Genomic DNA, 22,834 nt, shown 5'->3' with positions numbered 1-22,834 from the left:
ATAATTAATTGTTTAAATTCATCATCTTCCCGCAGGAATCAGGTTTTGGCACCTGCCAATTGGTGGTTGCCAGAGGTTCGCAGAGCCTGTCTCTCCCCTCTTCTTAATAAACTCAAACATCTGCACGAGTTGTACAGAATGCTGCAAACATAGTGGTTTGTAGAATAACTACCAAGTGAATGTAAAAATTCATGTGCGATTCCAAAGCGAATCATCCTTGAGCATTTCCAATAAATCTGGGTGCTTGAACGAAATATCTAAAAGACGTTTTGTTTTTTTATTGGAGATGATTTTATAGGCTTCATTTTCGTTATTAAAATTTAGCAGTTGTTGTCCATTTAAAGTAGCTGCAAGCGAATAAAACTCCATACGAGAAGGATGTGAATCGGCCACACCATTAAACACCTGACCTAAATAATCCTTATCTAACACTCGCTCAATTATTTGAATGCAATCATCCAAATGAATTAAATTAACGGGCTGGTTAGCGCCCGGCAGCTCTTTACCGGCAGCAAAGAATCGTCCCGGATAACGCACTCCTCCAACAAGCCCCCCAAAACGAATGACCGTTGTATCGAAGTCAGCCGATTGAAAAGCACGTTCAATATCCAGAAGAGCATTTTCCCCGTCTTTAATTATTTCTGTATCGTCTTCATAAGCAATCTGGTTGTGGGAAGGATATACTGATGTTGAACTGATAAAAATAACTTTTGTCAATTCACTTTCTTCGATGGTCTTTATCAGGGGCCAATAGGTTTCTACATCACGAAATAAGCTTGAAGGAGGAATATTAACCACTAAAAAATCTGAGTTAAAAAAGTGAGCATCCAGCGTTTCGGACTTAGATATATCTAACAAAAATGGCTTAATCCCAGCAGCGTCCAGCTTAGCTAATTTCTCCACCGATGTTGTTGATCCCTTAACACTCCAACCATTATCTATTAAATACTCTGCCAGTGGAAATCCCAGCCAGCCACAACCTAAAACACTTATTGCTTTACCCATATTATCAAAACCTGTCACAATATAATTTGTTTAGTACCTGTCCATACAGGAGTTACGGATATTCCGAATAAAGGCTTCCGGCTTTTTAAGTTCCTTATAAAATGCAACAATATATCTATAGATTGCTTTTCTTTTCCTAATATCAAGGTGCTCAAAGTTCATGATTGTTTCATAAACATCTTCTTCGATGGCCATAAACTCCTCTATAAGCAAATAGTAATTATCATCGTAATCGCGACAACGACCGGTATAATCGCGTTCTGTCACCGTCTTGGCAGACGACCACTCAGAAGGATTAGCATACGAAGCATTCACCAAACCAGCATGGTCGAAATCGTATGGAATAGCGGTTATCTCCTCTCTGCTTTCATCGGCCGGCTTAATAAATTTCACATTATGACTACTCTTTATCCGCCAATCGGTATTACCTATCATATAACTGAAGAAAGCCACCCTGTCGGCATCCAAAGCATTAATAACAGCATCGTGAAAATACTCTCCTTCAATTTCAACAGTTTTTGTCCTTTGTGTCATCATATACAACGGTTCAATAAAGAACCCTTTACAATGATAGCTCTTGTCTCGCTCGCCAATGTCATAATAATTAATTTCAAGCAATCGGGTACGAAGTGCATAAGGACTTACCAATTCCCAAAGCTTGTATATCAAATATTCTTTGAGCATGTATTCTTCATACATTTTCGAATTAACACAATGAGTAACCAGTTTCAATTTAGCCAGATACCCTTCGGTGGTAAATAAGCTGTCGGGCTTAAAATTCAACATCACAGGAGGAAAGAAACAGATGTCTTTGCGATTATTACCGCGGGCTCTGCACCTGACATCAAAAACAGTTGAATCGGCTGGTGAGTCATAGATAACAACCTGGCCATCACAATACGCTTCACTCTTTTTTCGAATATGTGTGGTAATATCAAAATACAAACTGATTTTTAACAACTCATCATCTGCAAAAAACGATGGATACAACGAGTCTCCTACCTCCTGTGCCGACAAATTATTGCCCGAAAACAGGAAACTAAACAGAAACATTATCATCCATTTTTTACTCATCATCCACTAATCTATTATCAATACCAACATTCTTGCCGGTCAATTACATGGCATAATTTATGAAAAAATAGCAGGGCATAAAAATCGGCTTGATCTTCAAATATTTAATACGTAGTTTGAAGTATCAAAACACATGCTTATGTACAGATTTGCGATTGATAACCAGGAAGAATTACAAGAAGGGATAACCAGGGTTCTTAAAGAGCAATATGCGTTTATCAGATACCATACAACCATCCCCAACGACATAGATACTTCTGTTCACGAAATAAGAAAAGCGATAAAACGCATTCGCGCCATACTTCGTTTAGTCAGGTGGGATATTGGTGAAGAATTGTATCAAAGCGAAAACATGCGTTTCAGGGATTTAGGACGTCAACTCTCGCAACTGCGCGACTACCATGTTATCATCACGTATTTAGCAGAAAACTTTGAAGCGGAAGAATTACGCATTCCTGAGGAGAACTTTATCAATCTCATCAACCACCTGAATAGCAAAAAAGAAGCAGAATTAAAACGACTAGTTGATAATCAAACCCTGGAAACAATCAGGGAACAAATGGATATTTCGACAAGTGAGCTAAATGAATTCTCTTTTGATTATCTGGGACCACACACTATACGCCAAGGCACCACTAATACCTATAGCCAATGTTTGAATAAAATTTCTGAATCACAACTAAAACTCGATGATCATCCGCTTCATGAACTGCGCAAGCGCGTGAAATATTTATTGAACCAGATGATTCTCATTCAGGAGGTTTGGCCTGAGTTCTTCAAAAACTACTCAACCTCACTTAAGGAAGCTTCTGACTTATTGGGCGACGACCATAATATTGCAGAATCCGTTACGCTAATTGATAGCCTATCAGAGGATGTTATTTCGAGAGAAAACAAAAACAGCCTTATCGATTCATTCAGAAGCGAACGCGAGCATATCCATCGAGAACTATGGCCGTTGCTGGGCAAGCTTTTCACCGAAGATGCCAAATGCTTTGTTAAGCGCATCACTTCATATTGGCTCATTAGCAGAGAGTAAAACTTACCTAACTATTCATCGCTCAACTATTATAAGCTCAACCAAATTAGTTGAGCGATGAGTATTAGGTGTGTATAGTTAAGTTCCTCGCTGTTCAACACGCACTACTTGCCCTTTTTCAAAAACGATCTCCAGTACATCAGGACCAACACTAAACAGGCCGGGCACAAAGCCAAGATCATAATAAATTTCATTCCCTTTTATCTGGTAATAATCGTCGCCCAAAAGTTGAACAACTTCTTTTTCTGTTTTACCAATCAGTATTTCACTATCAATAATGTCGCTTGATAATTTGTATCGCTCCTCTTTATTCTCCATCCACTTCTGACGACTAAAAGTATTATCAGGATAATAGGAAATTGACACTATAATGGCCACGATTATCCCGCCAAGAATCACAGGACTTAAAACAGCTGCCGAAACACCAGCTAAAATAGTATAACCCGTTGACCGTTCCACTTTCATGCGAACCATCATCCATTTTATTAGAAAATATAGTGGAATAGCAATGATTATCAACACTACAACCAATACTGCAATCATCTCATACATAACAATAACACATTTGCATTACTATACTGATGTCTTAATCTTTGATTGACTGGTTTTAATCTTCAACGAAGCTTTCATTATTGCACCAAGAGCCAATAATAGGCCGATATTTCCTGCTAAAAATGCAAAGTCATTAAGTTGAAGCAACACAAACAAGAAAGCATAAAGTATACTGAGCATTATGAAAATCCAGAAGGCTTGTTGGCGGTCTTTTATCATACCATATGAATAAGATGTTACCATGGCAATAATTGCCAATGAGGCCACCAGGTATGCCCAGGTAAAGCCAATGTGTTCGCTTAATGCCGTGAGGATTGAAAAAAACAAAACCAAAGCCAGCCCCACCAACAGATATTGAATAATTTGCACTTCCTTTTTCTTAACCAATTCAATAAAAAGAAATACCAATAATGTAAGACTGATAATAAGAATTCCATATTTTGCCGAACGTAAAGATTTTTGATAATGATTTACAGGATCATAGAGGTTCACACCCAACTGATGCGTATCAATTTGGTAACCGCGTCCCAGCCAGTATTGTGGAAAATTGCGATTAAGGTGTGTGACGGTCCAATTAGCTTCAAAACCTTCCTCGTTAACTATTGGATCAATCGGAGAAAAATCGCCAACAAAACTCGGATTATTCCATGAAGAATTGATTTGCACCTTTGTTGTTTTTCCAACCGGATTAAACCACAATCCTTTCGCACCACTCAGTCTGAATGTGGCTTCAAACGGTAATTTTTCACTTAACTGTTCTTCAGCAATAGCAACTTTTATTGACACACCAGAACTATTTAAATCCTGAATCACCATACCTGCTTCTGGTTCAGCCTCATTGCCATTCCAGTCAAACAGGAGCTCGCCTTTTATTCCACGGTTATCGCTGATACCTACTGTAACATATGCATTATTCCAATCTATTTCATCGGCAACCACCTCTATCTCATCCAGCTTCTTAAACTCACCACTTATCACAAAATCAGAATTGTAAAGCACTTTTTTGTAAATCCCCCGGTAACGAACCTCCGGCTCAACAGCTCCATTAATCATCAAATCCTCGGGCATAACGTGCAACCATCGCTTATGCTTCTTCAGTTCGTCATCTTCTTTTACATAGTAGAAAGTAGGCACATGCAAAACGGGGCCGGTCACTACCTGCTCACCACCCCATTTCTCAAAAAGCTCACGTTCAACCTCAGCCTCTGTCGCCTGACGCTCCCGAATAACCGACTTTACCATTCCTAATGGAATTAGCAAAAGCAAAACCAATATGCCAATCATCACTACTTTAAATGTTAATGTCTGATACCAGTTTTCTTCATTTTTTTGTTTTGTAATTAATTCCATAATTTGTCATTTTTTAAAAGTACTTTGTATTTCAAAGTTTATAAATAAAAAAAATTTAAATCCCTCCCAATAGTTCTTCTAAAGCCGCCAGGTGCTTTTTAAAACTTTCTCTACCAAAGTCAGTTGCACCGTAAGTAGTATTCGGCTTACGCCCCACAAACTGCTTACTGACATTAATTAGTTCATGCTTCTCCAGTGCTTTTAAATGACTGGCCAGATTGCCATCGGTAACACCTAATAGTTCTTTCAGGGCATTGAATTCCAATCGCTCATTAACCATTAAAGCCGACATAATACCCAGGCGTACCCGGTTTTCAAAATTCTTATTGAGTCCTTCTATAATGGCTTTCATTTATCGTACTTTATATACATACTTATTCCATACACAATATGAAATACCCCAAAGCCCAATGACCAAAAAATCAGCCCATAATTAAGAAATATTCCGGCCAGTAAACCTAAGCCTATCTCTGTATATGCGAGAAATTTAATGTCACGCTGCGTGTATCGCGATGCCATTAATAAGGCCAAGCCATAGAAAATTAACATGACAGACGCTACAAGCCTTATATTCTCGTGATAAACTAATATTAAACTAAAAACTCCACCAATTGTCAGTATGAGAATAAGATTTCCTGCTACTAAACGTGCAGCCGGAGTCCAGAATTTAGCATTTGAACGTTTGGCTTTCCTCCAGCTTAAGTACCACGCCGAGGTAACTGCAGAAATAAACACAACAACAGCGGTGCCCAACATCCCCATTCTCACTTGCAAGGTATTGGTCGACTTTAAACCCTGCATGTATTCGTCATAGATATTTGTACCTTGATTAAGAATAACGAAATAGGCAAAAGCGACACCGATTAATGCAATAACCCCTGCCGCAACACCAGACAATCCACTTAATGAAAGAAACTTAGATGATTGTTCCATCATCTGCCTGATGACTTTTATGTCTTGTAATGTATCTGTTTTATCTTTCATGTCATAGTACTTTGCATTTCAAAGTAAAAGATTATTTATCGAATCTCAAAATTATTTTTTATCCCCAAGGAACATTTTATTTCTAATCTGTGTTAATATTCTTAAACACAATGCCAATGTATAACGGATTATTACATGCCCATAGTGGCATCAGATATTTGACACTTATTCTTTTACTATGTGTTATCCTCCAAAGTTTTTATGGATGGATTCGTCAAAGGAAATATGCTGGAAGCCACCATGTGCTAGTTAAGTTAAATGCAGGATTCTTTCTGGCTCAACTCATGATTGGCGCAGTATTGTACACAATTAGCAGTAAAGTTTTATTCGATCCGGAGATGTTTAAAAGTACGCTATTACGTTTCTTTACACTTGAGCATCCGTTAATGATGCTATTGGCTACAGCCCTAATCATTCATAATGCCTCTAAATCTAAGTCATACAGCAATTACAAAACGCACAAACGAATATTTTGGAATAACCTGATCGCATTCATTATTGTAATAGCTTCAATCCCCTGGCCATTCAGAGAGCAACTGGGAACATCCTGGTTTTAATGAACACCGTTGTATTTTATTGTAAGTTTAAAAACCTTATCTTCACTGCTCAATAAATTACAACTACTAACCTATGATGTTTCTGGAAGCAAAGCAAGTGGTAAAAAAGTATGCCAACCATCTTGCACTAAATGAGGTCAACTTACAAGTACCCGAAAACAGCATTTATGGCCTGCTTGGGCCAAATGGTGCTGGCAAAACCACACTAATCCGTATTATCAATCAGATTACCGGCCCTGATTCAGGCGAAATAATTTTCAACGGGCACCCGTTAAAATCAGAAGATGTCCATCGCATTGGTTACTTACCTGAAGAACGCGGTTTGTACAAAAAGATGAAGGTGGGCGAACAAGCTGTTTATCTGGCACGTATGAAAGGCTTGTCGCGTCACGATGCTATACAAAAACTTAAATTCTGGTTCGAAAAGTTTGAAATCCAACCCTGGTGGGATAAAAAGGTAGAAGAACTATCAAAAGGGATGCAGCAAAAAATACAATTTGTTGTTACTGTTTTGCACGAACCCAAGCTGCTTATTTTTGATGAACCATTCAGTGGCTTCGACCCGATTAATGCCAACTTGTTAAAGCAAGAAATTTTAAAGCTGAAGGAGAACGGCGCAACTATTTTGTTTTCGACTCATAACATGGGCTCGGTTGAAGAATTGTGCGACCACATTACGCTCATCAATAAATCGAAAACCATTTTAACCGGGCAGATTGACGAAATCAGACAAAGCTATAAAGACAACCTGATAAAACTGGATTTTTCAGGAGACGACAAGCTTATCAAAGACAAGCTTTCGAATGACTTTTCAGTGGAAGATATTCAAGCTGTCAACGGACACCAGACGGCTTTTGTCAAAATGCTGAATGATGCTACTGTCAACCAATTGATTGGCAACATCATTAACGATGTTCAAATAATTGGTTTGCATGAAGTACTGCCAACCATGAATGACATCTTTATCAAAGTTGTCGAGCAAAGTAACCTGTCAAAACCCGAAAAATAATCCGCCATGAGTAAGATTTCACTGATTATACAACGTGAATATACCACACGAGTTAAGAAAAAAAGCTTTATCGTGATGACCATCATTGGTCCAATCCTGTTTGCTGCCATGATGGTGTTACCAGGCTGGTTTGCTTCAATGGAAGATACCGACGAAAAAAGTATTGCCGTTATTGACGAAACAGGAAAATACAACGAACGAATTAATAGCACAGAGTATTTAAAATTTAGCTGGCTCGACCAGCAGGCCTCAGAGAACATTGCTCAGGATTATCAAAACCAAGGCTTCGATGCTTATCTGATTATAGAAGATGATTTATTGGAACATCCTGATGCTGTTAAGATCTACTCTGAAACACAAATCACCATTGATGTGAAAGAACACATCGCACGAAGCCTGGAAAAACATCTTGAAAATGAAAAGCTGGCCAGTTATGAAATTGAAGGACTGGATGGTATTATCAAAGATATCAATGCGGTTCGCGTTAAGGTAAAAACCATTAAGCTGGGTGAAGATGGCTCTGAAAAAGAAAGTTCTACCGAATTAGTGATGATCGCTGCCATCATTTTTGCCATGATGATTTACATGTTTGTTTTGGTTTACGGCATGCAAGTAATGCGCGGGGTGATGGAAGAAAAAGTAAACCGCATTGTAGAAGTGATTGTATCATCCGTTAAGCCCTTCCAACTTATGATGGGTAAAATCATTGGTATTGCATTAGTGGCCTTAACGCAATTTTTACTTTGGGTCATCTTAACTGTATCTATTGTTGGTGTGATGCACAGCATCTTCACAGGAGGTGCTTCTACAGTTGGAGACACGAACCAGATTGAAATGGTTAGCTCCATGAACGGTCAGCAAATGGATAGCGCAGAAATGTCAGAGTTTGCTGAAGGCTTTACCAATATCTTAGATAAGGTATTATCGCTTGATTTGATTGGCAGTCTGGTATTATTCGTTTTCTATTTCTTAGGCGGTTATTTATTATATGCCAGTTTGTTTGCAGCACTGGGAGCAGCGTTAGATAACGAAGCAGATAGTCAGCAATTTGTGATGCCCGTGATGATGCCGCTTATTTTATCCATTTACGTGGCCATGGCTGCATTCCGCAATCCAACAGGAGATTTAGCCTTCTGGTTTTCGATGATTCCGTTCACATCGCCTGTTGTCATGATGGCGCGTATTCCATTCCAACCACCAATGTGGCAAATTGCGCTTTCGATGTTTATCTTAATCGGAACGTTTGTATTCACCACTTGGTTTGCCGGTCGCATTTATCGCACAGGTATCCTGATGTACGGTAAAAAAGTATCCTACAAAGAACTTTGGAAATGGTTCCGTTACTCAGGCAAATAGAGCCCTCTACAGCATAAAAGAAGAGGTTGTTTCATTAGCTTTGAAGCAACCTCTTTTTATTTATGTAATTTAGTCCTTCGATTTTAAAGACGATTTATGAGAATAGCTATTATAGATTTAGGCACTAACACTTTTAACCTGTTAATTGCAGAACAAACAGAGAAGAGTTACACCATATTGCTCGAAACTAAATACCCTGCCAAACTGGGTAAAGGTGGCATCAACGATAACAAAATACTTCCTGAAGCCATGGAGCGTGGTATCACTGCACTTCAAACACACCTGAAAACCATTGAGCAATACAATGTTGATAAAATTGTATGCATGGCTACAGCTGCCATCCGAAGTGCCAAAAATGGACAAGATTTTGTTCAACGTGTGAAAAATGAATTAGGGTTGACCATTAATGTTATTGATGGGCAAAAAGAAGCTGAACTGATATTTGATGGTGTCAAGCAAGTGATTCCCATTGGTGAAGAACGCGTGATGATACTGGATATTGGTGGTGGTTCCAATGAATTTATCATCGCCAATAAAGATGGTGTATTGTGGAAACATAGTTTTGACCTGGGTATCGCCCGCTTACTCGATCGCTTCCAACCATCCGACCCTATTACGCAATCTGAAATTGAAGCTGTTGAAACATTCATCAAGAAAGAATTGAAACTGCTTTATGAAGCGCTTGAAAAATACCCGACTCAAACATTGATAGGTTCATCAGGCTCTTTTGATACCATTTCATCGATGATTGCAGTTCAACATCATCCGCATCTGGACATGCAAAAAATTATGAGCTATCATATCCCACTTGAATATGCACAAGAAATGCATGAACTTTTTCTGAAATCAACCGCCAGTGAACGAAAACAAATGAAGCGCATGGATTTACACCGGGTGGAAATGATTGTATTAGCGAGTATTTTTATTAACTTCATCGTTAAAGAATTCAACATTAAAGACATATGGCAATGTGCCTTCGCGCTGAAAGAAGGTACCATTCTGCAAATTATCAACAACCAACTATAACTCAGAACTATGGCAAAAATATTAGTGATTGACGATCAGCGGAGTATCAGAAACACCCTTAAAGACATATTAGAGTACGAGAGTCACACGGTTGAGTTAGCTGAAGATGGCGAACAAGGACTCGAAACATTTAAAGCTGGTAAGTACGACATTGTACTGTGCGATATAAAGATGCCCAACATGGATGGCATGGAAGTTCTGGACAAGCTTCATGAGCTCAATTCCGACACGCCGGTGATTATGATTTCGGGGCATGGCAATATTGATACAGCAGTAGAAGCCATTAAAAAAGGAGCTTACGACTTTATCGAAAAACCGTTGGATTTGAATCGCATGTTAGTCACTATTCGTAATGCTAACGAAAAGAAAGATTTGGTTACCGAAACAAAGGTGCTTAAACGCAAAGTCAGCAAAACCTACGACATGATTGGTGAATCAGAGCCAATAGCCAAGGTGAAGGAAATGATTGATAAAGTGGCACCAACCGATGCCCGCGTATTGATCACCGGCGAAAACGGAACCGGTAAAGAATTGGTTGCTCGCTGGTTACACGAAAAAAGCAACAGAGCCGGCCAACCATTTATTGAAGTTAATTGTGCTGCTATCCCATCGGAGCTCATCGAAAGTGAATTATTTGGCCACGAGAAAGGCGCCTTTACTTCGGCACATAAACAACGCAAAGGTAAATTTGAGCAAGCTAACGGAGGTACCATCTTCCTGGATGAAATTGGCGATATGAGTCTGCCGGCTCAGGCTAAAGTATTACGTGCTTTACAGGAAAATATCATTAGTCGCGTTGGCAGTGATAAAGACATTAAAGTGGACGTTCGCGTATTAGCGGCCACCAACAAAAACTTAAAGGAAGAGATTGCCAATACCAATTTCCGCGAGGATTTATACCACAGATTAAGCGTTATCCTTATTCATGTGCCGGCTTTAAACGATCGTAAAGATGATATCCCATTATTAACTGAGCATTTTAAAAACATCATTTGCGATGAATTGGGCATGCCTGTTAAAACCTTTACTGAAGATGCCATTGAGGAACTTAAAGCCATTAATTGGACAGGTAACATACGCGAATTTCGTAATGTAATCGAACGATTAATCATTCTTAGCCAGGAAACCATCACCAAAGATGATGTTTTGGCTTATGCACGCCCGATGAATTAAAAAGATGAGAACTGAAGCAGATTTTTTAGGTGAACTACAAGTGCCTGACCATGCCCTTTATGGCATTCATTCGGCTCGGGCTGTGGAAAACTTTCCAGACAATACACCATTCTTCATTGAGTGGTACAAGGCCGTTGGAATTGTTAAACTGGCATGTTACCAAACATACAGCAAGTTTAAAAAAGCAGCTAACGGAAAATATGACACTCAAAATCTGCCGATCAGTTTTATGGATGATGAAATCATAGATGCTCTAATTTACACTTCCCAGAAAGTAAGTGGAGGTGAGTTTTTTGAGCATTTTATTGTTCCAGCTGTGCAGGGCGGTGCAGGAACGTCTATTAACATGAATGTGAATGAGATTATCGCCAATGCTTCACTACTGCATTTGAATGATACGATCGGCAATTATGGACGCATCGACCCATTTGAACAAGCCAATGTTTTTCAGTCAACTAACGATGTAATACCAACAGCTTTAACGGTTGCTGCCATGCAGCTTCTCAATTCGCTCGAAGACTCTATTAACAACCTTAGACATACTGTTGAAAGAAGAGAAAGTGAATTTCGTAACGCACTACGCCAAGGTTATACACAGATGCAGGCTGCCGTTCCGAGCACCTACGACCGCTTGTTTAGTAATTACAACAATGCCTTATCGCGCGACTGGTGGCGAGTTTCAAAGTGCAGCGAACGCATTAAAGAAGTTAATATCGGCGGTGGAGCCATTGGTACAGGCATCAGCATTCCACGCTTTTTCATAATGCAGGTAGTAAATGAGTTGCAACACCTTACCGGCTTGCCAATAACGCGTGGCGAGAATCTTGGCGATGCCACTTCCAACCTTGACCGTTTTGTTGAAGTACATGCCACACTAAAAGCACATGCTGTTAACTTAGAGAAAATGGTTAACGATTTACGCCTGCTTGGTTCAGATTTATTAGCCAACCGTGAATTGATACTTCCTCAACGACAGGTTGGAAGCTCAATCATGCCGGGTAAAATCAATCCTGTTATTCCTGAGTTTGTGATTAGTGCAGTGCATAAAGTGTATGCCAATGACCAACTTATTTCTAACTTATGCGGTCAGGGCTGCCTCGATTTAAATGCCTACCTGCCATCCATTGGTCATGCACTTCTCGATTCACTAAAATTACTCACTGCATGTAATGAAACCATAAAAAAGCATTTAATATCGGGATTATTAATAACACCTGTTAAAGAAAAAAATCATCCCGTGTATCTTAACCCATCGGTTACAACGGCTCTGTCTCCATACATTGGCTACCACCAAGCCACCAAGCTGGCTAAATACATGAAAAGCAATACCATATCCATATTTGAAGCTAATGAAAAACTACAACTGATTGATAGTGGTAAGCTTAGTGAGCTAATGAAACCAGAAGCTCTCATCCGCCAGGGATACAGTCTGAATGATATCAAATAACTGGTAATCAATCAAAAAATTACTTGAAGACATCTTTTTATCCAACAAGTTTCATATATTTAAGCACGTTATTGTAGTAAATCGACTTTATAAACACCAGACTGTGAGTGCCAGCGCAATAATAAAGCAGATTATTGACCTGAAAATAGATTGGACATGAACACCCCTTTTTATTTCACATATAATTTAGTTGCCGTTGGACGGGTCGAAGGTTCAATTGAAGCCAATGGTCAGCAGGTACAGTTCAAACTCACCAATAACAGTAACCCACTATTCGATTTACTGAAAGGGATGATTAATCTTGTGTTTGAGCCTTCACACATTTGGGGCGAAGACAATATCAGTTGGGTGGATTGGTACGAAGAAGAAGGAGGCTTAAAATGGGTATTATCAACAGAAGATGGGCACATTGTTCACATTAAAGTGATTAAGTATGCTGATTTCTTTGATGAATCATCGGGAAAAGTCGTGTTAGATACAGCTATTGGCATACTTGATTTTTACTATGCCATTGTTCATCGGTTGGATATTCTATTGAAAAAAGAAGGTTTGCTTAACTATGAGCAAAAATGGCAAAAAGACGAATTTCCTTTTACCTACTTCCTGCTTCTTAAAAAGCACCTCATTGAAAAGGGGCATTGGATTCCAACAAAAGAACGATTGGGTACATTAAGTGATGAGATTGATTTCTTATTGACCTAATACCCCTTCAATTCTCACAATCCATCAATTAAAGAATCCTTTTTAGTTGCATTTTTAGTATCTTGAAATAAAACCATGAGTTGGATTGGATATGAGTCATCAGCCTTCATACAGAGATCTAGAAAATAGAATCAAAGAACTTGAGAATATTCTTCTTAATAACGCTTCGAAAGAGTATAATCAGGCAATTAAAGACAGTGAAGAACGGTTTAAGGCCTTATCAGAAGCAGCCAGTGAAGGTATATTTATTACCGAAAAAGCCATCTGCATTGAAGCCAATAAAAGTGGGTGCAAGATGTTTGGTTACAGTCATGATGAGATTATTGGCATGGTTGCCACCAATGTATTTGATGAGTCTTCACAAGAGCTGGTAAAGCACAATATCAGACGCGAATTCGATGACAAATACGAAGCTATAGGCCTTCGCAAAGATGGGTCTACCTTTGTTGCTGAAATATATGGTCAAAACTACATTTATCAAGGTCGAAATGTTCGAATCACATCCATCAGGGATATCACAGAATACAAAAAGGCACAACAAGCACTCATAAACAGTGAAGAAAAATACCGAGAGGTAGTTGAGAACGCAGGAGATGGCATTTTATTAGGAAATCTGAAAGGAGAAGTCATCGAGGTCAATCAGGCTTTTTTGAATATGACAGGATACCAAAGTGAAGATATTTTAAATAAACACATCAAACATCTTTTTGATCCTGCAAAAATGAAAGAAAAACCTCTGCGATTTGACCTGCTTAACGAAGGACAATCGGTGATTATTGAACGAGATATAATTGGAAAAGGTGGCCAGGTAATTCCGATTGAAATGAACTCGAAACGACCACATGCCAATTATTACCTGACCATAGTCAGAGATTTACGAGAAAGAAGAAATGTTGAAAACATACTAAAGCAAAAAAACAAAGAACTACTTGAAGCCAAAGAGAAAGCAGAAGAAAGTGACCGGTTAAAATCGGCTTTTTTAGCCAACATGAGTCACGAGATCAGAACACCAATGAACGGCATTATTGGTTTTGCTGAATTGATTAAATCGGATATATCAAAAGAAGGAAAAGATAACACTTACCTGGATATCATTATTAATAGCGGACATCAGTTACTTAACATCATCAATGATGTTCTTGAGATTTCACGTATCGAAACAGGACAAGTCAAACTCAATTACAAACAATTCGATGTCAATTATTTAATTCGCGAATTAATGACATTTTTCTCGCATACGGCCAGCCTGCAGCACAACCAGTTATTGTTTGAAGCAAGCGAGGAAGAATTAATTATAAACTGCGATGAAGCCAAACTACGACAAATATTGACCAACCTTATAAATAATGCCGTTAAATTCACTCAGAATGGCACAATAGAAGTTTCTTATAAGGTCATCGACAGCATGCTTCAAATATCAGTAAAAGATAGCGGCATTGGCATTCCTGAAGAATACCTTAGTAGAATTTTCGACCGTTTTCTACAGGCTGAAAACCGCAACCTGATGCACAACGGCACAGGCCTTGGTTTATCAATATGTAAAAAATACATTGAACTAATGAAAGGCGATATATGGGTAGATTCTGTAGTTGGTACAGGCTCTACATTTACTTTTTCATTACCTGTAAATACTATGCTTTAAGTACTTCCTGATTAAGCGATATACTCTGAAATACAATGTCAGACAAAGCTTCGTATGATTCTCCTTTCGGGTAAACCGGCTTTAAAAATTCCACACTCACCTTCTTAAACGGTCGTGGAAATTTAGACCCTCGCGGTAACGCATTGACAGCTCCTTTGATTGATACTGGCACAATTGGCACATTTAACTCGCGGCTTAAGATGGCAAATGTTTTCTTAAACTCACCCAATGTTCCATCAAACGAACGCGTTCCTTCCGGGAAAATAATCAGCTTCTTTTTCTTCTTCAAAGCCTCACCCATCTTCTGAATCGATTCTTTTAAATCCTTATTTAAATCCATCACAATAATGTGATGACGATTGGCAAAATACTTCATGAAACGTGATTTTACATGCTTCTCTTTAGCATAAAAATACGTTTCCCTAACACTTTTATTCTTTAACCATGAAGCCACAAACAAGCCATCAAAATAACTTTGATGGTTAGGCGCTATAATACATGGTCCATCTGGAATATTATTAGCTCCTTTCCCTTTAAATCGGAAATAAAGACGGAAAAACAGTTTTGAAATCTTTAAGAAAACAGTACCTGTAAACCAAGTACGTGGCAACTGAAGGTTAACTCTCTCCTTCAAAATTTTAGACCAATTGATTTTCTCAACTGCCATTTTTGTGCGCTTTTCAGCAATATATTCACTCAACTCTAATACTGATGAAAAACCAACCAACTGCTCAACCTCCATCTCAATACCGAAGGTAGACTGAATAAACACCAATAAACCCACCTTGTCTAAGGAATCGAGCGCCAAATCATACTCAATATGATCTTTAGGACGAACATTACAATTCTTCTCATTGGCAATAAAATCAGCTACAATTTTATATTCCTCCAGTGTAATTTCCTCAACCAGTTCCTCCTGCTTATTTTTATTCGAAGCAAACTCGGCCAACTTAAAACGCTGAAGCTTGCCTAAACGAGTGCGCGGCAGTTCTGCATCGGTCACCGAAAAGTCCATTAACTTCTTATAAGGTGAAACTGACTGGTTATACACATCAATCACTTCCCACTTTAGTTTTTCTTCTACCTGCTCGGGTGATAAACCAACAAAATCGGCTTTGTTCGGAACGATAATCGCTTTAAGCTGATCTAGATCGGCATAAATACCAATCTCAGCCACACAGGCTGCACGATTCTCAATCTTAGCTTCTATCTCCGATGGATTAATGTTTTTACCGTTAGACAGAACAATAATCTCTTTCTTGCGACCTGTTATGTACAAATAGCCATCACCATCCATACGCCCTAAATCACCGGTGTACAACCAACCATCTTTTAGCACTTCAGCGGTTTCTTCGGCTCGGTTAAAATAACCCTGCATTACATTTGGCCCTTTCACCACAATTTCACCCTCCCGAATCTCAACAGTGGCATTAGGCAATACTTCTCCTGGACTGCCGATACGAACACGTCCCGGGCGAGTAAAGGTAATCATTGGTGCCGCTTCGGTCATTCCAAATCCTTCCAACACTTCAAACCCCAGGGTTTTAAAATCTCCTCCAACTTCAGGATCAAGAGCTGCACCTCCGCAGACCATATATTCCACTGCGCCACCAAACTTCTGGTGAGCTGATTTAAAAACTTTGCGTGAGAAGCTTCTTGAGTTAATTTTACTGGCCAGATTAAATAAGGCCTTAGCAATAGCGCTACTATCTATTTTTGTCCTAATTCCTTTTCGAATAGCTGAATATAAACGAGGCACTCCAATAATGATGGTTACTTTGTTATCCTGCAAAGTCTTCATAATATCCTCAGAAGCCATCGATGGAGAAACGGCTATGGTTCCGCCAACATATAACGGCGCAATCATGGTTCCCATTAAAGGGAAAATATGATGCATTGGCAATAGCATCATCACCACTGCATCTTTGGTATAAATATTTATCTGGTTTGAAACAGCATCAACATTGGCCATTAGGTTTTCATACGACAGCATCACACCCTTTGGACTTCCCGTGGTACCGGAAGTATAAATAATAACTGCTGTTTTATCTTTATCATCATTAATCTCACCAATGCTTTCTGCATTAACCAGCGGCAACTCATTACATTCTTCAATAACGAACACCTTTGTTTGAATGCCGGCTCGTTCAATCGCCTTTTCAAGCAAGGGCTTCTTATCGCTCGATGTAAAAACAACCTCAGGGTAACAATCTTTTAAAATATATGCCACTTCATCTTCCGACGACATAAAGTCAATGGGCACAACTGTTGAATGATTATACCAACCGGCATAAAATGAATAAATCCATCCCACCTGATTTTCAGAAAAGATGGCCATTCTATTAACCGAAAAATCTTTTAACAACTCTGAGTAAGTTGCAATGTGTTGCTTTAATGAATTGTAACTTACTTTTACTTCACCGCACGAAACTGCCGTTTTTTCTCCAGCATTATATATCATATTCTACTCCTTTGCGTTGTTTCAATCTGACAAACCTACATTTTTAATTGTTTTGGCACAACTAATACTTGTTTCAGGTGCCAAAAGTTCAGAACTAAGTCTATAAATAATCTAGCGAATTGGTACTTTGCTCTATTACAAACGGCTTGATAGCCCTCGAATAGATGCCCTGCACATAAGCAATTGCCATGCCATAATTAGTGATAGCCACTTGTTTAGCTTTAGCTGGTGCCAAACGATTGAACAACTGCTTCCTGGTTATCATACATCCGCCACATTGAATAACTAATGCATAATCATCTATAGGGCGTTCTATTTTATCCAGTCCTGCTACTACGTCAAACGCTAGTTTACGTCCTGTATAAGTTGCAATCCATCGTGGAATTTTTACACGTCCTATATCATCACAAGCCACATGGTGCGAACACGACTCCAGCATTAAGACACGATCTCCATCCTTTAACTTATCAATATGCGCTGTTCCTTTCAGGTAATTTTCAAAATCGCCTTTGAAATGAGCCAACAAAATACTAAAGCTCGTTAGAGGAATATCTTTTGGAATAGATGCATCGGCCTTTAAAAATATCTGACTATCGGTGATAGCGAGCGCCGGTTTAATTTGTGTCTTCTTCAAAAATGCATCCACCTCCCGCTCCTTGAGCACAATACATATGGCATCATTATCCAGAATATCGCGAATAGCTTGTATTTGAGGCAAAATTAACCGTCCTTCAGGTGCTTCAATATCAATGGGTGTTATTAACAAGACAATGTCGCCGTACTTTATTAAATCACCAACGAGAGATGGTGTTGTATATGCAGATTCAGGTATCGCTTTCCGAATAGCTAATATTATGGCTTCAGTGTCACCATCAATGCAATTATAAGGAAGTACGGCCGAACTACCTGCCTGACTACAGATTTTTGTTATTTCTGAATTTAAATGAGCGACATCCGTTTTATTATGAATAACAATAAAAGGTGTATCCTGCTCTTTAAACTTTTGAGCGAGAGCTTTCTCTTCTTTGCCCCAGTTATTATCAACAATAACAAGAATAGCTAAGTCTACCAGTTTAATAGTATTTAATGTCTTTTTAATACGCTTTTCGCCCAATTCACCTACATCGTCAATTCCCGCTGTATCAATCAATATAACAGGACCAAAGCCAGTAATTTCAAATGATTTCTTAACAGGGTCAGTTGTTGTTCCGGCGTAATCCGATACGATGGCAATGTCCTGATTTGCCAATCGATTAATAATAGAGCTCTTGCCATTATTACGCCTTCCAAAAAGTCCAATATGCGGTGTTCTTTCTCTACCCATCCCAAATCGTTTATTGAGATACAAATTTAAAACAAATAATTACAATTTATAAGCAACACAGCATCCTGTAATTCTAGCAATTAGACAGTATTTTGAAAATAATTTAAAAAAAATACACCTAATTGTCACCCCATTTGTCCTATTAAGTGTCTATAATAAATGAATGCGAAAGCGTATTTAGCTATTGGCGTAAGTGAATAGTTTCTCATGGGTTTAGAAAGGGCTGTGGTTTTATTTTCTTTCATAATATACTAAAGGTTTAAGCAAATACTAGGATATTCCACAGCCCATTTTTTTTGACACGTAAATTTATTAGTCTGATACGTTAAGATGGAATCCCATTTTAACCCTTAAACAATTAACCAACTGAGGGTTTCCTATTATTAGGAGACCCTTTTTTAGTTAGGCAATTAAATCTACCAGCTATTTAGCTAACAAAACCCATCATATTCTGATTCATAAAAATACGGAAGGTGAGCGCATCAATTTGTTTAAATGGGAGAATCGCTAGATTATCAAATTTCAGATGATGCTCAAAAGGCTTAATGATTTCGTCAATTGCCTTAGCATATGATGGATAAAGTTCTCTTAGACGATGACAGGTTTGTCTTACAATTTCAATTTTAACGTCGTTTTCTTCTTGTGGGCTGGCTATATCTTCAAGGCGCTTTTTTACTGAATTAAGCGTTCTCACTTTCATTTCTTTTTCGGATTCAATATCACTCCATACAACAGATGCTTTTTGAACAAGCTTATCTAAAATCATGTGCTTCATTGCTATGCTTGGTTTTAAGTTCTTTTACTAGTTAATAGCAAAAATGTCAAAACGTAACACTTTCAGGCACTTATAAGGCACAAAAAAAGCTGCATCACACTGAGCAGCTTTTATTTACGTTATTTATCGTAATATTATTATAGCTTTATTCCCATAAACAAAACATCATCTATCTGTTCCACATCTCCGAGCCAATTCTCAAAATTCTCTTTCACATGATTTAGCTGCTGTTCTCCGGTTTTATCGTAGATTTCACCAATCATATTTTGAACACCAACTTTCATGAACTTTTTACCCAAAGGTCCTCCAAACTGATCAGGATAGCCATCGGAGAACATATAAATCTGATCACCATTCTGACAGCTATATTCCACATTGACATATGGGCTTAATTGCTCTTCATAGTTATCGCCAATGCTTCTTCTGCTGCCTTTATAGACAGTCATTTCATCGTTTATAATAAGGTATACAGGGCGCTTGGCCGATGCCAAACGAATTCGCCGTGTTGGTATATGAACTTCAACAATTGATATGTCCATTCCGTCCATACTCTCATTGCCTTCTGTCTTCTGAAGTAGCTTTTTCACTTCTTCATCCAAACGCTCGAGCATGGCAGCCGGAGAATCGATTTCGGGGATACGGAAGATATCATTCAGTATGGTTGTTCCTATCATCGACATAAAAGCACCAGGAACACCGTGACCTGTACAATCAGCACAACAGGCTATAAAGTAATCTTTAGAACGGTTAAACCAGTAAAAATCACCACTTACAATGTCACGAGGCAAGAAATACACGAAGGACTCAGGGAAAATCGTCATCAAGTCGTCCATTGACGGTAAAATAGAAGACTGTATTTTTTTCGCGTAGTTAATACTATCTGTTATATCTCTGTTTTTACGTTCAATTTCAGCCTTTTGCTCACGCAACACAACCGTTTGTGAAGCAACTTCCTTCTGAAGCTTTTGTTTTTGCCTTATGAGAGCCCGTTCGCGATATTTTATTAAAACAAGGAATGCCAAAATTACAAAACAAATAAGAAGCACATAGAACCACCAGGCAGACCAAAACGGAGCGGCAATATTAACATTGATGGTACGCAACAAACTTGTTTCTTTTCCATCGGAGTTAAAGGCTCGAATTTTAATTTTATAGGTTCCATAAGCCAGGTAATCAATTTCTTTATGACTTACATTTCCCAGATTAGCCCACTTACCAGCTTCGTCATCGCCTTCCTTCTCAATCTTCACCTGATAGGTCACTCCTTCTGGATTTTTGAAACTAATTGCTCTAAAATCGACTTTAAATTTATATGAGTTTTTACCATATGGAAATTTTAAGTCGAGTTTATTGCTTACCTCTACTTCTTCGTCATTGATAAAAATACCGGTGATATTTAAAATTGGAGCAACATTATTCAAGCGATCATTTTCGGGTAAATAATTAACAACACCTTTGTTTGATACAAACCATACCCCGCCAACATCGTCAGTTCTAACCTGAAAGAATTCATCACCTAATTCTTCATTATGTCCATAAGCCTTAACGAAATCTTCTTTTGTCGATTTGGTGCTCTCAATTTCTATTCGCGATAAACCACCGTCATGACATACCCAAAGACGGTTTTTAATATCTCTATAAATACCATAGCAAAAGTCCTTTTTCAAGCCGTCGGTGGTTGTAATCTGCTTTTTAATCGCATCATTGCTATAGCAGATAACACCTTCTCCCTTGGTACTAATCCACAATTGGCCATCTTTATCCTCGCTCATACCTGTTACATCAACCGCCACATTTTCTTTAACCGGATGACGCTCAATACGGTTAAGATTCGGATTTATTTTGCATAAACCACCATCTTTTGGCCCTACCCAAATGTTGTTTTTAGAATCGACATACACAAAATTGATATTGTTATGCGACAAGCCATCTTTGATTTCGTAGTTTTTTATATGACTGGTTTTCAAATTAATAATAACTAATCCACGTTGCGTCGCCAGCAATAAATAGTGCTCATAACCAGAAATACCATTAATTTTTAACGCCAATTGATCGTTAAAATACGTTCGCTTTTTAAACGACTGCGCATTTTTCGATTTATAATACAAGCCACTATTGGCCGATGCAATCCAAATAGTGCCATCGTTAGATTTGTATATATCAACTATCTCATCATTTGGAATTCCCCCATACTGTGCATCAAAATAACGCACATCGAAGCACATTGGATCAGTTAGAATTAAACCTCGGTCAAGACCAACCCACAATTGTTCTCCATCTTTAAGCACAGAACGCGCTTTATAATGAAACCCGATTTCATCGAGGTTGTAAAACACAAAATACTGATTAACCAGTAATGAAACACCTCCTCCTTTGGTACCAAACCAATAGTTACCTTCACGGTCGCACAAGATATCCTGCACATCATTATTACTCAAACCATTATGACTTGAGTATTTAAATGAATCATTAAAAATGCCTTGGGCAGGATCGTAGACCAAACGAACAACACCACTTCCAACGGTTGACACCAACAAATGCCCTTCAGCCTCTTCATAAATATCGGTTATCTCTTCCGCCTCTATATTAAATTTTTGGCATAAGTTGTTATCTGATATATGACTAACGCCTTTATTATCTTCCGTTTCGTAATACGAATAGAAACCTTTACCTCGAGTTCCAATCCAATATTTGTTTTCTTTTTTACTCTTTACAATTGTGTTAATCCAAACATTAGGGATATCAGCAATTTTGGTAACTGTTGCATCCTTGTAGTCATCATCAAACTCAAATACAAACAAACCGCGTTTAGCTGTTCCTATAAGCATACGTGTTGGAGAAAGAACATGTAATGCAGTATAGCTTTTTCTTCCAAATTTTTTACGATCGAAAAAAGTGGTTACCACCCCATCCGGCGAAATCTTTATCAGCCCACGTTTTTGGTCAATGGCCCAGATATTTCTATGTGCATCTTGGTTTATATCTGAAATTAACTGGGAAGCGCCCTCAACTGCAACCTTATAAAACTGGTCATTTTCCATATAGGAGATAAGGCCATTTTTATGGCCAATCCACAAGCGATCCATTTTATCGAAAAATAGGCAATTGATATAATTATGTGCCAATGAATCAGCTGTGGTATAAACATTATACTCTATTCCATCGTAGCGTATCAACCCTTCGTCTGTAGCCATCCACACATAGTCATACTTATCCTGGGCCAAAGCAATAATATCATTATCGGCCAGGCCTTCAGATGTATTGTATATTTTAAAGTCGAACGACTGGCCCTGCAAAACTCCAGGAATGACTATTAGAAGTATCAATAGCCAATATGATAGATTCTTTTTCATTTTTC

At 38.4% G+C, this 22,834-nt stretch carries 19 protein-coding genes and 1 riboswitch; of the genes, 9 read left to right on the top strand and 10 right to left on the bottom strand.

Annotated elements, in window-relative coordinates:
• Positions 1 to 15 precede the first annotated feature (15 nt).
• A riboswitch (SAM riboswitch) is annotated at positions 16 to 113 on the bottom strand.
• Between the two features lie 76 nt (positions 114 to 189).
• Both J1N10_RS02805 and J1N10_RS02800 read right to left on the bottom strand, forming a co-directional pair.
• Positions 190 to 1,023 (bottom strand): NAD(P)H-binding protein, encoded by an 834-nt coding sequence (locus J1N10_RS02805; RefSeq protein WP_262325159.1) that lies wholly within the window; start codon positions 1,021 to 1,023, stop codon positions 190 to 192.
• Between the two features lie 12 nt (positions 1,024 to 1,035).
• On the bottom strand, positions 1,036 to 2,082 hold the full coding sequence (locus J1N10_RS02800; protein WP_262325158.1) for a hypothetical protein: 1,047 nt from the start codon (positions 2,080 to 2,082) through the stop codon (positions 1,036 to 1,038).
• A gap of 136 nt (positions 2,083 to 2,218) precedes the next feature.
• Here J1N10_RS02800 and J1N10_RS02795 point away from each other — a divergent pair, with 136 nt between their 5' ends.
• On the top strand, positions 2,219 to 3,118 hold the full coding sequence (locus J1N10_RS02795; protein WP_262325157.1) for a CHAD domain-containing protein: 900 nt from the start codon (positions 2,219 to 2,221) through the stop codon (positions 3,116 to 3,118).
• A 78-nt stretch (positions 3,119 to 3,196) separates the two neighbouring features.
• On the opposite strand, the gene J1N10_RS02790 is transcribed toward J1N10_RS02795, so the two are convergent.
• From J1N10_RS02790 to J1N10_RS02775, 4 genes are read right to left on the bottom strand one after another with little or no spacing between them, the layout of a single operon-like run.
• Positions 3,197 to 3,670: a hypothetical protein gene (locus tag J1N10_RS02790; protein ID WP_262325156.1), complete on the bottom strand. Its 474-nt coding sequence runs from the start codon at positions 3,668 to 3,670 to the stop codon at positions 3,197 to 3,199.
• Positions 3,671 to 3,691: 21 nt separating this feature from the next.
• Positions 3,692 to 5,020, bottom strand: coding sequence for a cell envelope integrity protein CreD (gene creD, locus J1N10_RS02785; protein WP_262325155.1), 1,329 nt, complete (start codon positions 5,018 to 5,020; stop codon positions 3,692 to 3,694).
• Between the two features lie 55 nt (positions 5,021 to 5,075).
• Positions 5,076 to 5,372 carry a winged helix-turn-helix domain-containing protein gene (locus tag J1N10_RS02780; protein ID WP_262325154.1) on the bottom strand — a complete coding sequence of 99 codons (297 nt, stop codon included), beginning with the start codon at positions 5,370 to 5,372 and terminating at the stop codon, positions 5,076 to 5,078.
• Entirely contained in the window at positions 5,369 to 6,004 is a 636-nt protein-coding gene (locus J1N10_RS02775) for a hypothetical protein (protein ID WP_262325153.1), read from the bottom strand. Before J1N10_RS02775 ends, J1N10_RS02780 begins: the two co-directional genes overlap by 4 nt.
• Before the next feature lie 116 nt (positions 6,005 to 6,120).
• Here J1N10_RS02775 and J1N10_RS02770 point away from each other — a divergent pair, with 116 nt between their 5' ends.
• The 8 genes from J1N10_RS02770 (at position 6,121) to J1N10_RS02735 (ending at position 14,916) form a co-directional block, all read left to right on the top strand.
• Positions 6,121 to 6,561, top strand: a complete 441-nt coding sequence (locus J1N10_RS02770; protein WP_262325152.1) for a hypothetical protein — start codon at positions 6,121 to 6,123, stop codon at positions 6,559 to 6,561.
• 73 nt (positions 6,562 to 6,634) lie between these two features.
• Positions 6,635 to 7,570, top strand: coding sequence for an ABC transporter ATP-binding protein (locus J1N10_RS02765; RefSeq protein WP_262325151.1), 936 nt, complete (start codon positions 6,635 to 6,637; stop codon positions 7,568 to 7,570).
• Positions 7,571 to 7,576: 6 nt separating this feature from the next.
• Positions 7,577 to 8,926 carry an ABC transporter permease gene (locus J1N10_RS02760; protein ID WP_262325150.1) on the top strand — a complete coding sequence of 450 codons (1,350 nt, stop codon included), beginning with the start codon at positions 7,577 to 7,579 and terminating at the stop codon, positions 8,924 to 8,926.
• 96 nt (positions 8,927 to 9,022) lie between these two features.
• Complete coding sequence (locus J1N10_RS02755; protein ID WP_262325149.1) at positions 9,023 to 9,952, top strand: Ppx/GppA phosphatase family protein; 930 nt, start codon at positions 9,023 to 9,025, stop codon at positions 9,950 to 9,952.
• Positions 9,953 to 9,961: 9 nt separating this feature from the next.
• A complete protein-coding gene (locus J1N10_RS02750; RefSeq protein WP_262325148.1) occupies positions 9,962 to 11,125 on the top strand; it encodes a sigma-54-dependent transcriptional regulator in 1,164 nt (387 codons plus the stop codon).
• A gap of 4 nt (positions 11,126 to 11,129) precedes the next feature.
• Positions 11,130 to 12,572: a lyase family protein gene (locus J1N10_RS02745; RefSeq protein ID WP_262325147.1), complete on the top strand. Its 1,443-nt coding sequence runs from the start codon at positions 11,130 to 11,132 to the stop codon at positions 12,570 to 12,572.
• Between the two features lie 156 nt (positions 12,573 to 12,728).
• Positions 12,729 to 13,274, top strand: a complete 546-nt coding sequence (locus J1N10_RS02740; protein WP_262325146.1) for a hypothetical protein — start codon at positions 12,729 to 12,731, stop codon at positions 13,272 to 13,274.
• Between the two features lie 91 nt (positions 13,275 to 13,365).
• The gene (locus tag J1N10_RS02735) at positions 13,366 to 14,916 is read left to right on the top strand and encodes a PAS domain-containing hybrid sensor histidine kinase/response regulator (protein WP_262325145.1); all 1,551 of its coding nucleotides are present in this window, start codon (positions 13,366 to 13,368) and stop codon (positions 14,914 to 14,916) included.
• Here the strand turns inward: J1N10_RS02735 and J1N10_RS02730 are convergent.
• From J1N10_RS02730 to J1N10_RS02715, 4 genes are all read right to left on the bottom strand, one after another.
• A complete protein-coding gene (locus J1N10_RS02730; protein ID WP_262325144.1) occupies positions 14,906 to 17,377 on the bottom strand; it encodes an AMP-binding protein in 2,472 nt (823 codons plus the stop codon). The genes J1N10_RS02735 and J1N10_RS02730 overlap by 11 nt on opposite strands.
• A gap of 100 nt (positions 17,378 to 17,477) precedes the next feature.
• A complete protein-coding gene (gene hydF / locus J1N10_RS02725) occupies positions 17,478 to 18,701 on the bottom strand; it encodes a [FeFe] hydrogenase H-cluster maturation GTPase HydF (RefSeq protein WP_262325143.1) in 1,224 nt (407 codons plus the stop codon).
• A 427-nt stretch (positions 18,702 to 19,128) separates the two neighbouring features.
• Positions 19,129 to 19,476 carry a hypothetical protein gene (locus J1N10_RS02720; RefSeq protein WP_262325142.1) on the bottom strand — a complete coding sequence of 116 codons (348 nt, stop codon included), beginning with the start codon at positions 19,474 to 19,476 and terminating at the stop codon, positions 19,129 to 19,131.
• 137 nt (positions 19,477 to 19,613) lie between these two features.
• Positions 19,614 to 22,829: a two-component regulator propeller domain-containing protein gene (locus J1N10_RS02715; RefSeq protein WP_262325141.1), complete on the bottom strand. Its 3,216-nt coding sequence runs from the start codon at positions 22,827 to 22,829 to the stop codon at positions 19,614 to 19,616.
• Positions 22,830 to 22,834: the final 5 nt, after the last annotated feature.

The organism is Carboxylicivirga litoralis, from assembly GCF_025499605.1.
GTDB classification, from domain to species: Bacteria; Bacteroidota; Bacteroidia; order Bacteroidales; family Marinilabiliaceae; genus Carboxylicivirga; species Carboxylicivirga litoralis.
The sequence above is the reverse complement of the archived record's forward strand: the minus strand, read 5'-3'. Positions and strand labels throughout refer to the sequence as shown.

Coding starts and splice junctions, on each gene's coding strand:
- J1N10_RS02755 (WP_262325149.1), top strand. CDS start 9,023: ATGAGAATAGCTATTATAGATTTAGGCACTAACACTTTTAACCTGTTA.
- J1N10_RS02750 (WP_262325148.1), top strand. CDS start 9,962: ATGGCAAAAATATTAGTGATTGACGATCAGCGGAGTATCAGAAACACC.
- J1N10_RS02745 (WP_262325147.1), top strand. CDS start 11,130: ATGAGAACTGAAGCAGATTTTTTAGGTGAACTACAAGTGCCTGACCAT.
- hydF (WP_262325143.1), bottom strand. CDS start 18,701: ATGGGTAGAGAAAGAACACCGCATATTGGACTTTTTGGAAGGCGTAAT.
- J1N10_RS02800 (WP_262325158.1), bottom strand. CDS start 2,082: ATGATGAGTAAAAAATGGATGATAATGTTTCTGTTTAGTTTCCTGTTT.
- J1N10_RS02780 (WP_262325154.1), bottom strand. CDS start 5,372: ATGAAAGCCATTATAGAAGGACTCAATAAGAATTTTGAAAACCGGGTA.
- J1N10_RS02730 (WP_262325144.1), bottom strand. CDS start 17,377: ATGATATATAATGCTGGAGAAAAAACGGCAGTTTCGTGCGGTGAAGTA.
- J1N10_RS02795 (WP_262325157.1), top strand. CDS start 2,219: ATGTACAGATTTGCGATTGATAACCAGGAAGAATTACAAGAAGGGATA.
- J1N10_RS02760 (WP_262325150.1), top strand. CDS start 7,577: ATGAGTAAGATTTCACTGATTATACAACGTGAATATACCACACGAGTT.
- J1N10_RS02775 (WP_262325153.1), bottom strand. CDS start 6,004: ATGAAAGATAAAACAGATACATTACAAGACATAAAAGTCATCAGGCAG.
- J1N10_RS02735 (WP_262325145.1), top strand. CDS start 13,366: ATGAGTCATCAGCCTTCATACAGAGATCTAGAAAATAGAATCAAAGAA.
- J1N10_RS02715 (WP_262325141.1), bottom strand. CDS start 22,829: ATGAAAAAGAATCTATCATATTGGCTATTGATACTTCTAATAGTCATT.
- J1N10_RS02765 (WP_262325151.1), top strand. CDS start 6,635: ATGATGTTTCTGGAAGCAAAGCAAGTGGTAAAAAAGTATGCCAACCAT.
- J1N10_RS02790 (WP_262325156.1), bottom strand. CDS start 3,670: ATGTATGAGATGATTGCAGTATTGGTTGTAGTGTTGATAATCATTGCT.
- J1N10_RS02740 (WP_262325146.1), top strand. CDS start 12,729: ATGAACACCCCTTTTTATTTCACATATAATTTAGTTGCCGTTGGACGG.
- creD (WP_262325155.1), bottom strand. CDS start 5,020: ATGGAATTAATTACAAAACAAAAAAATGAAGAAAACTGGTATCAGACA.
- J1N10_RS02770 (WP_262325152.1), top strand. CDS start 6,121: ATGTATAACGGATTATTACATGCCCATAGTGGCATCAGATATTTGACA.
- J1N10_RS02720 (WP_262325142.1), bottom strand. CDS start 19,476: ATGAAGCACATGATTTTAGATAAGCTTGTTCAAAAAGCATCTGTTGTA.